The organism is Halomonas sp. AOP7-B1-5, from assembly GCF_052353045.1.
GTDB lineage: Bacteria > Pseudomonadota > Gammaproteobacteria > Pseudomonadales > Halomonadaceae > Vreelandella > Vreelandella colorata.
In genome coordinates, this window is record NZ_JBQTDC010000009.1 from 26449 (window position 1) to 39191 (window position 12743).

General features: G+C 54.3%; 8 protein-coding genes. 4 read left to right on the plus strand and 4 right to left on the minus strand.

Annotated elements, in window-relative coordinates; genetic code table 11:
• Positions 1 to 242 precede the first annotated feature (242 nt).
• Complete coding sequence (locus ACT3XD_RS06800) at positions 243 to 449, plus strand: cold-shock protein (protein WP_018917934.1); 207 nt, start codon at positions 243 to 245, stop codon at positions 447 to 449.
• 137 nt (positions 450 to 586) lie between these two features.
• On the opposite strand, the gene ACT3XD_RS06805 is transcribed toward ACT3XD_RS06800, so the two are convergent.
• Entirely contained in the window at positions 587 to 1462 is an 876-nt protein-coding gene (locus ACT3XD_RS06805; protein ID WP_192537551.1) for a putative RNA methyltransferase, read from the minus strand.
• A 145-nt stretch (positions 1463 to 1607) separates the two neighbouring features.
• Positions 1608 to 2354 carry a helix-turn-helix domain-containing protein gene (locus ACT3XD_RS06810; protein ID WP_192537552.1) on the minus strand — a complete coding sequence of 249 codons (747 nt, stop codon included), beginning with the start codon at positions 2352 to 2354 and terminating at the stop codon, positions 1608 to 1610.
• 137 nt (positions 2355 to 2491) lie between these two features.
• Here ACT3XD_RS06810 and ACT3XD_RS06815 point away from each other — a divergent pair, with 137 nt between their 5' ends.
• Positions 2492 to 5974, plus strand: a complete 3483-nt coding sequence (locus ACT3XD_RS06815) for an acyl-[ACP]--phospholipid O-acyltransferase (RefSeq protein WP_192537553.1) — start codon at positions 2492 to 2494, stop codon at positions 5972 to 5974.
• Between the two features lie 247 nt (positions 5975 to 6221).
• Positions 6222 to 6821 carry a nitroreductase family protein gene (locus tag ACT3XD_RS06820; protein ID WP_192537554.1) on the plus strand — a complete coding sequence of 200 codons (600 nt, stop codon included), beginning with the start codon at positions 6222 to 6224 and terminating at the stop codon, positions 6819 to 6821.
• 112 nt (positions 6822 to 6933) lie between these two features.
• Here ACT3XD_RS06820 and ACT3XD_RS06825 read toward each other — a convergent pair whose 3' ends face one another.
• Together ACT3XD_RS06825 and ACT3XD_RS06830 are read right to left on the minus strand one after the other, a co-directional pair.
• A complete protein-coding gene (locus ACT3XD_RS06825) occupies positions 6934 to 8829 on the minus strand; it encodes a mechanosensitive ion channel family protein (RefSeq protein ID WP_225736094.1) in 1896 nt (631 codons plus the stop codon).
• A gap of 195 nt (positions 8830 to 9024) precedes the next feature.
• Positions 9025 to 10680, minus strand: coding sequence for an FMN-binding glutamate synthase family protein (locus tag ACT3XD_RS06830; RefSeq protein ID WP_192537555.1), 1656 nt, complete (start codon positions 10678 to 10680; stop codon positions 9025 to 9027).
• 229 nt (positions 10681 to 10909) lie between these two features.
• Here ACT3XD_RS06830 and ACT3XD_RS06835 point away from each other — a divergent pair, with 229 nt between their 5' ends.
• Positions 10910 to 12694, plus strand: coding sequence for a S8/S53 family peptidase (locus ACT3XD_RS06835; RefSeq protein ID WP_192537556.1), 1785 nt, complete (start codon positions 10910 to 10912; stop codon positions 12692 to 12694).
• Positions 12695 to 12743: the final 49 nt, after the last annotated feature.

Here is a 12743-nt window from a genome sequence, read left to right on the forward strand (position 1 = left end):
AAGCCGTCAGCGGATAAGAAAGAAGGAAATATTGCCTCGGCCTGGAAAATAAATACAAAAAGCCTTTGACGCGCGACGCCAATCGTGACACTGTAGCGTCAGTTGGTTAGCAAGCAGCATGGTTTCAGAAGTGTACGATCTTTTTCGGCAAGCCTGATATTGTATTCCTTGTTTCACCCGCTACTTAATCTGGGTAATACCAGGAACATCATTACAGCGCATATGCGCGAAAGGATTTAATCATGGCAACTGGCACAGTTAAATGGTTCAACGACACTAAAGGCTTCGGTTTCATCGCTCCTTCTGACGGCAGCGACGACCTGTTTGCACACTTCTCCGAAATTCAGTCTGACGGCTTCAAAACCCTTCAAGAAGGCGCTAGCGTTTCTTTTGACGTTACCCAGGGTAAAAAAGGCCTTCAGGCTTCTAACATCAAGCAAACTTCTTAATATTTATTATTAAGTGTTTGTTCAGACCTTAGGGTCTGACTGACAAGGCCCGCTTCGGCGGGCCTTGTTGCGTTTGGGTTCAGTAAAGTTGTAACCAAACCAAACAAGCCGCCAACCACGGCTTGCCTGCCCTTCTTCTATGCGTTTTTAATCCATTTATTCACTCGCACATCAACACTCACGGTGAGTGTCTCCAGTGCTGCCGCTCTTTCGCGGCCCTCAGCGCTTGCCCGATAAAGATGCGGGGTCATGGCCAGCAGATCCGCAATGGACTCTTTACCATTCAGTGTGAGCGAGTAACTGACCGTTTCAGCTACTTGCGCAGTGAATCCTTCCGGCACTAACTGCTCACCACTGCGCTCAGGCTTGAGCGTTGGATAAATGATTTCGCGCAGCTCGCGCAAATGATTTGCGCCTGCTTCTACCTGTAACAGTATCCCCCCCGGCTTGAGCACCCTGGCAAACTCGCTCATCACGTGAAAGCCGAACATGCATAGCAGCCTATCCAGCGAGGCAGATTGCACAGGCAAGTTAGCGTTACTGCCTACTACCCAAGTGGCAGACGGGTCTTTTTGACGACCCTGCTCTTTATGAAAACTCTGTTTGGCCGAGGCCATGGCCGCCCATTTGGAAATATCCAGGCCAATCAGCTCAAGCTGGGTATTATCAGATGCCGCCTGGGCCAGCTGGCGCAAGTAATAGCCCTCACCACAACCGGCATCCAGACAGCTAAGCGGCATATCTTCCGGCGCGCCGCTCAAGGCAGCGTGATTGATAGCGTCTGCAATGGGCTGATAATACCCGGCATTCAGAAAACGCTGTCGGGCAGACACCATGGCCTTGCTATCGCCTGGGTCGTTTGAACGCTTGTTTTGAACCGGCAAAAGGTTCACATAGCCCTGTTTGGCAATATCAAAACTGTGCCCGGCCGCGCAGCGCCAAGCGCCTTCGGCTTGAGTCAGCGGGTCGCCATCAAGCGGGCAGGCCAGGGCTTTAAACGCGGTTCTATTCATAAAGAAAGCTACGGTTGCTGAAAAGATAACGGGTCATGATGAGTCTCTGCGAACAAGGCAACGATAAAAGGTGGGCAGTTTACCTGACCGCGTCAGTACGTACTAACACGCCGTCGTTGCTTGTTGCCCACTCGCCTTCATCACTCTATTGTTGCGGAAGCTTACGCGCATAGCCCTTGAACAACCCATGCTGCCACTGGCGCACCGCGAGCACCGAGGTAGTACCAAAGCGCTGAGTGATGGGCAGGCTGCTTTCCCGTTCACAGAGTTCATGGAACTCCTTGGCCAGCCGCTGCATGATCTGTTGCCACTCGTCGTTACCCGCCCGGGAGAGCAGGCCGTTGAGGACCAGCAGCTTTTCGCTTTCGCTGTCAAAACGTGAGCGAAAAAAGTCGTTGGCAATATGTTGCTGGAAGAACTGCTGAATAGGGCCGCCAGGCCGCCAGCGAAAATTAGGCGCTACTCTGCGTTTAATTCGGTTACCCGGCAACAGCTGGATAAGGGCAAGCCGTTCAAGCTTAAGCAGTTGCTGGGTGCATTCCGCTTCGCTTAGCTGATACTGATGATGAATCTCAGCAAAGCTATAACCATTGATTACGCAAACGGCAATCAAGAATAGCTTGGGGTCGTCAGCAATACTCTGCTCTTGTGCCTGGGTAAGCTCTTGCAGGCGGCGCTCTTCGGTTTGCATGGTCTGCACCAGCTCGGCAAATTCAAGGTTGAGCTGCTCACAGATGCATTCAAGGCGTGCTAACGTGATATTGCGTTCAGCAAAAAGCCGCTTAACTGAGGCTTCGCTTAATCCAAGCCACTGAGCCACATCGGCGTAGGTTTTTCCCTGCATTCGCAGTTGGCGCTTTAAAGTATTAAGCAGTGAGTCGGTTTGAGACACAGCGACCTCCTGGCGTAAAGTATCGAATAACGATACTTTACCGCACAAATAACGCAACTCATCTTTAAAAGGTTGCGTAAACCAGAGCTATAAAGGAAAGTCCGATGACTTCGAGACGCAAACAAGGCTAACGAACCATGCAACGACTGCTCCGCACGCCAGGTGCCTGGCCTTATCTCATCGCTATCTTTCTCAATGCCTTTATGGATTTAGGGCATAAGATTGTGATTCAAAATACAATCTTCAAAAGCTACGATGGCACCGTCCAGATAGTCTTGACGGCGCTGGTGAACGGGCTGATTCTGCTGCCCTTTATCATGCTGTTCAGCCCTGCCGGTCATGTCGCCGATACCTACCCCAAAGTGCGCATTCTACGCTTTTCGGCGTGGGCAGCGGTGGCCATTTCACTGGGTATTACCGCCGCTTACTACCAAGGCTGGTTCTGGCTCGCCTTCGCCATGACGCTACTTCTGGCGATTCAGTCAGCTTTCTACTCCCCGGCCAAATACGGCATGGTCAGAACCCTGTTTGGTAAGCCGCGTCTGGCAGAAGCCAATGGCCTTATCCAGGCGCTTACCATCGGCGCTATTCTGGCCGGCACAGTGATTTTCACCGCCTTCTTCGAAACCTGGACACCTCTTGCGAACCAATCCCCTGACCAACTGTTGCGCCAAATTGCCCCGCTAGGCTGGTTGCTGGTGGTTAATAGTGTGATTCAGGTGCTGGCTCTTTACCGCTTGTCACTGGATGCCCCACCCACGCCAGGCACGCCGCTTACCTGGCAGCGCTACATTAAAGGCAGCGCTCTAAAATACAATCTACGCCTGGTGGCATCGCAGCCCGTATTAAAGCTTTCGATTATTGGTCTGGCCACGTTCTGGTCGGTCGGCCAGGTGCTGCTGGCGGCTTTCCCCGCCTATGCCAAAGGTGCTCTAGACATCGGTAACACGCTGGTGCTTCAAGGTATTCTCGCGGCCAGCGGTATCGGCATCGCACTGGGCTCGGTACTCGCCAGCAAGCTTTCCCGCAATCGGATTGAAACGGGTTTGATTCCCGTTGGTGCCCTGGGCGTGGCCGTTGGCTTGTGGTGCCTGCCGCTCCTCACGTCGCCGCTTGGTCAGGCGCTGAACTTTGTGTTTATCGGCTTGATGGGTGGGCTATTTATCGTGCCGCTCAATGCGCTAATCCAGTTCCATGCCGCTGACAATGAGCTGGGTACCGTGCTGGCCGCCAATAACTGGATTCAAAACCTCGCCATGCTGGGCTTTTTGGTGCTCACGGCGCTATTCGCTTTAGCGGGCGTGGATAGCCACTATCTACTGCTATTGATTGCCAGCGTAGCGATGATCGGTGGCGGCTACACCATCGTTAAGCTGCCCCAGAGCCTGGTGCGCTTTTTACTCGGTTTTCTGCTTACCCGACGCTACCGGGTGGATGTTCACGGCCTGGAAAACATGCCCGCCCAGGGTGGCGTGCTGCTACTGGGCAACCATATCAGTTGGGTGGATTGGGCCATGGTGCAGATCGCCAGCCCCCGGCCGGTACGCTTTGTGATGCTTAAAAGCATTTATCAACGCTGGTATCTACGCTGGTTCTTTAAAGCGCTGGGCTGTATTCCGATTGAACGCGGCGTTGGTGCCGAGCAGGCGCTGACAGCGGTCGCCGATCAGCTCAACGCCGGTGAAGTGGTGTGTCTGTTTCCGGAAGGCGCCATCAGCCGCACGGGACAACTGGGCGAATTCCGCAAAGGCTATGAGCGCGCCTGCAAGATGGCCAACCCCGACGTCAAAATCGTTCCGTTTTATCTGCGCGGACTATGGGGCAGCCAGTTCTCGCACTCCTCCAGCAAATTGAAAGAGCTGCGCTATGCGCCGCTGCACCGCTCAATCGTTGTGGTGTTTGGCCGCACGCTACCTAAAGAGACCCCGGCGGACGTGCTTAAACGGCGCATTTTCGAGCAGGCTACCCGCTCCTGGCAGCTTTCGATGGAAAACCTGCATACCCTGCCGGATGCCTGGATACGCAGCGTCAAGCGCCGCCCCGGCCAACTAGCCCTGGCTGACACCATCAGTCGCCCGCTGAGTGCCGCGAAGGCGTTAACCGCCAGCATTCTGATGGCCAAACGTATTCGCAAGCAAAGCAAAGCGCAAAACGTTGGCCTGCTGCTGCCCACCAGCAGCGCTGGCGTACTTGCCAATATGGCGTCACTACTGGCGGGTAAAACGGTAGTTAACCTCAACTACACCGCAAGCCAGGAGGCGCTGGCGTCTGCCTTGGCACAAGCGGAGATTGAAACCGTTTATACCTCGCAGCGCTTTGTCGAAAAGCTTGAACAGCGCGGGCTGAATATTGCCGAGCTGCTTGCCAAGCAGAATGTTGTCTACCTGGAAGCGCTGCAAGCCTCAATGGGTCGGGGTGAGCGCCTGTTTACCTGGCTTTCAGTGCGCCTACTACCTACGGGGCTATTGCGCCTGCTTTATTGCCGAGCGCATGACGCCGAAGCCACCGCAGCCATTCTTTTTTCCAGCGGCAGCGAGGGGCAGCCGAAAGGGGTAATGCTCAGCCACCGTAACCTGATGGCCAACGTGAAGCAGACCTCCGACGCGTTGAACACTGAACATAACGACGTCATGCTGGCCTCACTCCCGCTGTTTCACGCCTTTGGCCTAACGGTTACCCAGTTCTTGCCCTTGATTGAAGGTCTACCGCTGGTGTGTCATCCCGACCCGACCGATGCCGTGGGTATCGCAAAAGCAGCAGCCAAGTATCAAGCGACCATCATGTGCGGCACATCCACGTTCCTGCGCCTGTTTACGCGTAGCTCCAAGGTTCATCCGCTGATGCTGGATAGCATAAGAGTGGTGGTGGCCGGGGCGGAAAAGGTCGACGACAGCGTACGCAGCGCGTTCCAGCTTAAGTTTCATAAGCTGATTTACGAGGGATACGGCGCAACGGAAACCTCCCCCGTGGCGGCGGTCAACCTGCCCGACGCACTGGATATCAACTATCTGCAGGTTCAGCGTGGCGCCAAGGTAGGAAGTGTGGGCATGCCCTTGCCCGGCACGAGCTTCAAGATTGTTGACCCGGAAAGCTTTGCAGAGCTCTCCACGGGTGATGCGGGCATGATTCTGATCAGCGGTCCCCAGGTCATGCAGGGCTATTTGAATGACCCGGCACGCACCCACGCTGCGCTGTGCGAAATTGACCATCAGCAGTGGTACGTGACTAACGATAAAGGCTATCTAGACGAGGATGGCTTTTTAACCATCGTTGACCGCTACTCGCGGTTTGCCAAAATCGGCGGCGAAATTGTCGGCCTTGCCGCAGTAGAACAGGCCGTGAAAGCCACGCTGAACGACCCGGACACGGCCATCATGGCGGTCAACATACCGGATGCAAGTAAAGGCGAGCGAATTGTGCTGCTATCCGAGACACCGCTGGATGCTAAAACGGTCAGGGCCGCGATGCTGGAAAATAGCATATCGCCCATGATGTTACCCAGCTACTGGCTAACGGTAGATACCCTTCCCCGCCTGGGTTCTGGCAAGCAGGATATCGCTGGAGCCAAGCGCTTGGCACAGGAAAAACTAGCCGAAAATGAGAAGCAGCCAGCGCCTTAGCCCAGGCAACCGTGTGTCGGCAGTTTAAGAAGTAGCACGTGTTCACCCCGAACACAGACAGCGCTTCAGCCTTGAGGCGCTACCTGATCTTATCGGCTGAACCTCGGTGTAAATTAGTAGATTTTATTCACTGAAAGCGCTGAGTTTTATCCATGGTTTCTAAATTGATTGTGTATTAGATTGCTACTGGCTATTTCGAGGTAGGGTGTTTCCTCGAAGCCCCATACCCGAAACTAAGGAACGCGTTATGCCCAACCCCGCGATCAATATTTACAAGCAGCGCCGCAGTCAATATGTCATCGGTAAAGATATCCCCATTAGCCAGACTGTAGTAACCGCGCTGATCAAGGAAGCCGTCAAGCAGGCGCCTACCTCGTTCAACTCACAAAGCTCGCGTGCGGTGATTTTGTTCAATGAACAGCACGACAAGTTCTGGCAGCTAGTCATGGATACGCTGCGCAAGATCGTACCGGCTGACTCTTTTGAGCCTACCGAGAAAAAAATTAATAGCTTTGCCGCCGGCGCGGGCACCGTCCTGTTTTTTGAAGACCAGGATGTGATCAAAGGGCTGCAAGACAAATTCCCGCTCTACGCTGACAATTTCCCTGTTTGGTCAGAGCACGCTACGGGTATCGCCCAATTTGCCGTGTGGACAGCGCTTTCAGAAGCCGATATCGGCGCCAGCCTGCAGCACTATAATCCCATCATCGACGACGCCGTATTTGAAGCGTGGGATCTACCGTCTTCCTGGAAGCTGCGTGCCCAGATGCCTTTCGGCTCTCATGAAGCGCCGTTCGGTGAAAAGACCTATATGAATGACGAAGAACGCTTCCGCGTCTTCTCCTAAGCAGCAAAGCCTCCCCGTATAGAAGCGCCTTACCGCCCGCTGGCGTATTCAAACCAGCGGGCGGTAACGTTTAAATACGGCATTTATACCAAGACGTTAGCCGCCCCTGACCTTACGAAGCGGGCTTTTTATTTGAGCTGTCCGTATCGTTAGAACTTTCCGACTCATCTGTATAGCGCGCGCTTTCTGTCTCGCCCGAGCTTTCTGATTCGTCGGAACGTTCTTCGTCTGATGAATCGGATGCTGCATCCGCGCTTTCTTCATGCTCAGACTGGTCCTCGTCTGAATGCTCTTTCTGCTCGGCATCTGCCTTTGACGCAGCCTTCTTGGGCCTTTCACCTTTGGCCACATCGTTATGGCTGATCACCATAACTTCGCGAGGCCACCACTCTGGATGTTGATCGCGAATAAATGTCATCAGCTTTTCTCGAACATTCATTTCCGCGGTCCAGCCGGAAAGCGGGTCAGACGTCATCAAATAGCAGGTAATGGTCTGGGCCGTGGCAGTCTGCCCCGTGACATAGCAGAGCAGCTTATGGTGCTCGACCACACTGTCCTCTTCCTTGGCAACAGCCAGAAACTTTTCTCTGATCACTGAAATATCGGCGCTTAAGTGAAGAATCAGCTCCAGGCCGCGGTATATTTTGGCGCTTTTAACCGAGAGGTTTTCAAAGGGTTTGGAGGTAAAGTAGGTGACCGGCACGATCAGCCGCCGATCATCCCATACCCTCAAACGGATAAACGTATAGAAAATGCCCTCTACATAGCACCACTGCCCTTCGAACATCACCAGGTCGCCGATACGAATCGGTTTAGCAAGCGACAGCTGAAAGGAAGACAGGATATTGCCCAGCACCGTTTGCCCGGCAATACCCACGAGTACCGCCAAGACGCTCGCCGAGGCTAAAATCGATAACCCCAACGTTTCAAAGAGCTGGATCTTGCTTAAAACATAAATCGAAACGCTGATTACCGTAAGCAGAATGATGCCCCGGCGTAAGGCGTATAACGAGGTTAAAAGCTTACGCTCATCCTTGGGTTTGGTGTCGTCAATTTCCCCCACCAGGCGGCGCGTCATGCGCAGCATAATGGTATCTATCAGGCGAAGCGCAATGGTACCGAGGCTCCAGGCCAGTATGGCGATCAATACAATCCGAAAAGTGGTTGTGGCGACAGCGGAAAACGATACGACGTAGTCGAGCAGCGTTTGGGTCACCAACGACATCATGATCAAGGCCATCGGACCTTTAATTCGCGCAGCGAAGATGCTTCGTGCCCCGCTCGGCAGCAAGCGTGCCATCAGCTCAACCAAGTGGTAGCTTCCCCAACCCACGAAGGTAATCACCAACAGAAAAATCGGAATGGCGATCCATTCCCATATCTTGAGCATCCCAAACGAAGCCTTTAAGCGGCTGGGGATATACTCTTCCAGCATTGAAGGACCGTACTCTTCATAAAGATCCGGGATGTAGGTAATGCTGTCTGGCATGATCAACCAGACGGGGTCCTGGTCATCTAACCGGTAGCGCCCCAGGCGAATATCGTAGTCCTGGCCTTCTATTTTCAGCGACGCAAGCTCAATATCTCGGCGCGGCTGGCCCGCCAGGGAGTTTTGACCGGTGGGGTCTTCAACAGCGGCGTCCTGACGACCGGAAAGGTTTGAGGCATTCATCCACTCACCGCGCCGCAATACTTCGGCTAACTGACGGGTCAACAACGCGCCTTGGCTCTGCTGCTCTTCCGCTGACAGGTCATTAAGATTCAGCATGTGTGCCGCTTCGGCAAACTTTTCCTCGTTGGTTAACCTCAAAAAACTGCGTATCGACTCACGCGGGGTTGCGCGCCGAACGTCGTCAGGCGCCTCATCCAACCCTTCATTTAGCGTACTAATCGCGAACCAACGGCTATCCTGGTCTTCTTCTCCCTGAGATTGCGCCGTGCAGAGGCTGGAAAATGCCAATGCTATTACCAGCACTATCCATGTAGGCCACGAGCCGTGTGCTTTCATAATTACTTTATCCATAGAGGTGAGCCGACGTTTGTCCACCAACGATCAGTAGGTAACACTGTTTTATCCGTGTCAGTGGTGAAACGAATTACAGCCTACCTATGTGGATCAAGCAAGCCAAAGCCTGACCGTCTTATCAGCTCAGTCAGGCTTTAGTCTTACCCAGGCGGCGCTAACGTGCCTTACGCCTAAGCTTTACTCCAGCTTGGTAAGCCGCAGCCGGGAAATTCTGGAAGAGGGCAAAAATGAGTCTGACCGCGCTTCTTCCCAGTACTGCTGAAACACCGTGTGCTCGCAACGGCCACTGAGCAGTTCATCAGGCTTTAAAAAGGTAAACATCTGATCGTAAGACTGAATCTCATTTTCAGACACCCGCCGAATAATGTGCTCAGGCCCCAGCTCACTAGGGTGGCTAAGCCCGGCGGCGCCCAGCATTTCCGCCAACGCTTTTAAGGTATTGCGGTGGAAGTTGTACACGCGGTCTGTTTTGTCAGCGATATCCAGATGGCGGCTGCGGTTGGGATCCTGAGTAGCCACGCCGCTTGGGCACTTATCGGAGTGGCAGTTGAGCGCCTGGATACACCCTAGAGAAAACATGAACCCCCTGCCCGCATTACACCAATCGGCCCCCAGCGCCATGGTGCGGGCAATATTAAAGCCGGAGGTAATCTTGCCTGCCGCGCCAATTCGAATCTCCTCGCGAAGCCCAGCGCCCACCAGCGTGTTGTGCACCAGCGTTACAGCTTCGGTGAGCGGCACCCCCATACGGTTGATAAACTCAAGCGGCGCAGCGCCGGTTCCGCCTTCACCGCCATCCACCACAATAAAATCCGGCCTTTCACCGCTTTCCAGCATGGCTTTAACAATCGCAAACCATTCCCAGGGGTGACCAATCGCCAGCTTGAAACCTACCGGTTTGCCGCCGGAAAGCGTGCGCAGCTGGCCAATAAAGCTCATCAACTCCAGCGGGGTTGAGAACGCTGAATGGGCGGCAGGAGAAATCACATCCTGGCCCATAGGTACTTCTCTTGCCTCAGCAATCTCGGCGGTTACCTTGGCTGCGGGCAATATGCCCCCGTGGCCTGGCTTGGCGCCCTGAGAAAGCTTGATCTCGATCATCTTAACCTGATCATCCGCTGCGTTGGCGGCAAAGCGCTCGGCGTTAAACGTGCCGTCCTCGTGACGACAGCCGAAGTAGCCGGAGCCTATTTCCCAGACCAAATCACCGCCATGCAAGCGGTGGTAGCGAGAGATCGAGCCTTCGCCCGTGTCGTGATAAAAGCCACCCTTGTAAGTGCCGGCATTCAGCGCCTCGATGGCATTACCGGAGAGCGAGCCAAAGCTCATCGCCGAAATATTAAACACGCTGGCAAAGTAGGGCTGGCTACAGCGACTACCGCCCACCTGAACGCGAAAGTCAGCGTCTTCAATGGTATGGGGAAGCAGCGAGTGATTAATCCACTCATGGCCCGGCTGATACATATCCCGAAGCGAACCAAAGGGCTTCTTGTCGCTCTCGTTTTTAGCGCGCTGATAGACCACGGCACGCTGCTCGCGGGAAAAGGGCCGTTCATCCAGATCCGACTGAATAAAGTACTGGCGTATTTCCGGGCCGATCGACTCCAGAAAATACCGAATATGGGCAAGCACAGGATAGTTACGGCTTACCGTGCGCTTGCGTTGGCGCACGTCGTGTAAACCCAGCAAGGCAAGGCTGCCAAACACCACCACGCCCAATAACCATATAAGCGAGAAGGACAGCCCTATGAGTGAAATAGCCAACAGACACCAGCAGGCAACAAAGGCAACGTTACGCAGTGGCAGGCGGGTGAGTCCTCTTGCTTCAATCATGTGCGCTAAAACTCCTTGGGGGGCGGATTAATCATTAGCAAAGTAATGACTAGCATAACGTACGCGGCAACCATAAAGGTAAGTTGAGCATTAAGTGTCGTACGAATGCAGCTGCTGGGAGGACAGCGTATTCATGTTCCATTCAGCGAATACGTTTATGCTACGTGCAGCCAATCGAATACCCATTGGGTTGAATGCCATTGTGTTGAATGCCGTCTGGAGCATGAGTATGACAGTAAAATATTGTGGCGCGGGCCGCCTGGTTGCCGCGCTGACATTGGTGTTAATAGCGACTAGCGCAGCTGCTGAGCAGCCTTCACAGGGTGAGCAACCTTTACGAGTTGAACAACTGCAACGCTGTGGCAATCTGCTGGCGATGGATATTCAAGAATTCTGCCTGCGTGTCAGCGGGCTGGATGACACCGATTTTCAAGTGAAGCTCAACGGCACCCCACTTCACGCAGAAGGCCTTGACCACGATGGAGATCGAGTGCGGGTGCGCATCAATAGCGCCGATGCGCAAAGCGGTCCTCTGTGGTTCGAGCAGCACGAACAGTCCAGCAATCCGGTTTGGGTCAGCCTCAGAGGCAGCCATGTGCTGGCGGCCACGGATCAAGAGACCGCCAAGAACATGGATGACATTACCACCTACGTGGATCTGATCAGTCTGATCATTGAAGAAGACTACGACGGTGCCGAGGAGGCCCAGCGGCTGGCAGAAAAATACGGCGCTGAAGTCGTCGGCATGATCCCGCCGCTCAATACCTATCAATTGCGCTTACCCGTCGACAACCTGGAGGAGCGCGATGCGTTAGTACTCAGGTTAGGCAGCGAGGTCAGCATCGATGCGGTCGTCGTCGAAGAATCCGGCGCAGAAGAAACCGCTGAGAGTGAGGCAAACAACCTACCCAATGCAGATGACCAGCGATGGGCATCCAATCGCTTTCTGGATGCCGTGAACTATTACCAGCGGCGTCTGCCGCAGAACGGGGATATCGAAACGCAGCCCATACGCATTGGCGTCATTGAGAGAGAAGTCGACTTTGATTCGCCGGATTTTGCCGATTACCTGGGCGACTGCCGTAAAGATTCGTCAAGAACCTGTGTTTATGCACGCGATGCCGCCACGCCCGATGGGCACGGCACCACGGTTGCCGGCGTTTTTGCCGCGGCCTGGAATGAAGGTGGCAACAGTGGTTTTCTACGCGGCTTGGACGAGGTAGGCCCAGGCTTTGATGTGATTGTGGACCGCAATTCAGATGCAGGCATTACCGCCAATGTCGCCGCCTCGGTGAACCTTGTGGAAGACGGTGTCCGAGTGCTCAACTGGAGCTGGGGCATCCACCGGGTAGGCGCTACCGATATTAACGGCGACGAGGTTGATTCATTAGTGCGCTCAGGCATTGCCATGAGCGGTTATGAAGAACTGCTTGAAGAGTTCTTCTTATGGCTGCGCCGAGAACATCCGGATGTAGTGGTCGTGAACTCAGCGGGCAACGCATCATCGTTTTCTGGGAGTGATGATTATCGGCTGCCCTCCTCGTTCGTGACCGAGCAGCTGTTCGTAGTGGGTGGGCATGAGCGCAGTGATGAGGACGTCCCGGTGGAAGATCCCCGTTACGTGATCAAACGTGAAGCATCGAATATCGATATGCGCGTGGATATCACTGCGGCGGCCTGTGTGCGCGGGTCTTCCCTGATAGAGGGTGAGCAAGGCGAGGCCCATTGTGGAACCTCCTACGCCACCCCGCTGGTGGCGGGCCTATTGGCTGCCATGATGTCGATAGACCCAGAACTCACGCCAGCGCAGTTACGCATTCTGCTCCGCCGCGGCGCCATGACCATCGGTGAAGAGTACGATTTCGAGCCGACTGATGCCGATGACCTGACCGCACCAATTTTACCGTCAGAACGCGCCAATGACCTGAATCATCCGGATATTGGCCTTTCCGCTCGGCTGAATATGTACAAGACGCTGGATCTAACGGTGCAGAGTCTGGAACGAGACCGCTAGGCTATCTAGACCGACGCAGAAAAGCCCACCCCACGGGGTGGGCGATCGC

Excerpts from the sequence above, each read along its gene's own strand:
- ACT3XD_RS06820 (WP_192537554.1), top strand. The coding sequence starts at position 6,222 with ATGCCCAACCCCGCGATCAATATTTACAAGCAGCGCCGCAGTCAATAT.
- ACT3XD_RS06800 (WP_018917934.1), top strand. The coding sequence starts at position 243 with ATGGCAACTGGCACAGTTAAATGGTTCAACGACACTAAAGGCTTCGGT.
- ACT3XD_RS06805 (WP_192537551.1), bottom strand. The coding sequence starts at position 1,462 with ATGAATAGAACCGCGTTTAAAGCCCTGGCCTGCCCGCTTGATGGCGAC.
- ACT3XD_RS06825 (WP_225736094.1), bottom strand. The coding sequence starts at position 8,829 with ATGAAAGCACACGGCTCGTGGCCTACATGGATAGTGCTGGTAATAGCA.
- ACT3XD_RS06830 (WP_192537555.1), bottom strand. The coding sequence starts at position 10,680 with ATGATTGAAGCAAGAGGACTCACCCGCCTGCCACTGCGTAACGTTGCC.
- ACT3XD_RS06815 (WP_192537553.1), top strand. The coding sequence starts at position 2,492 with ATGCAACGACTGCTCCGCACGCCAGGTGCCTGGCCTTATCTCATCGCT.
- ACT3XD_RS06835 (WP_192537556.1), top strand. The coding sequence starts at position 10,910 with ATGACAGTAAAATATTGTGGCGCGGGCCGCCTGGTTGCCGCGCTGACA.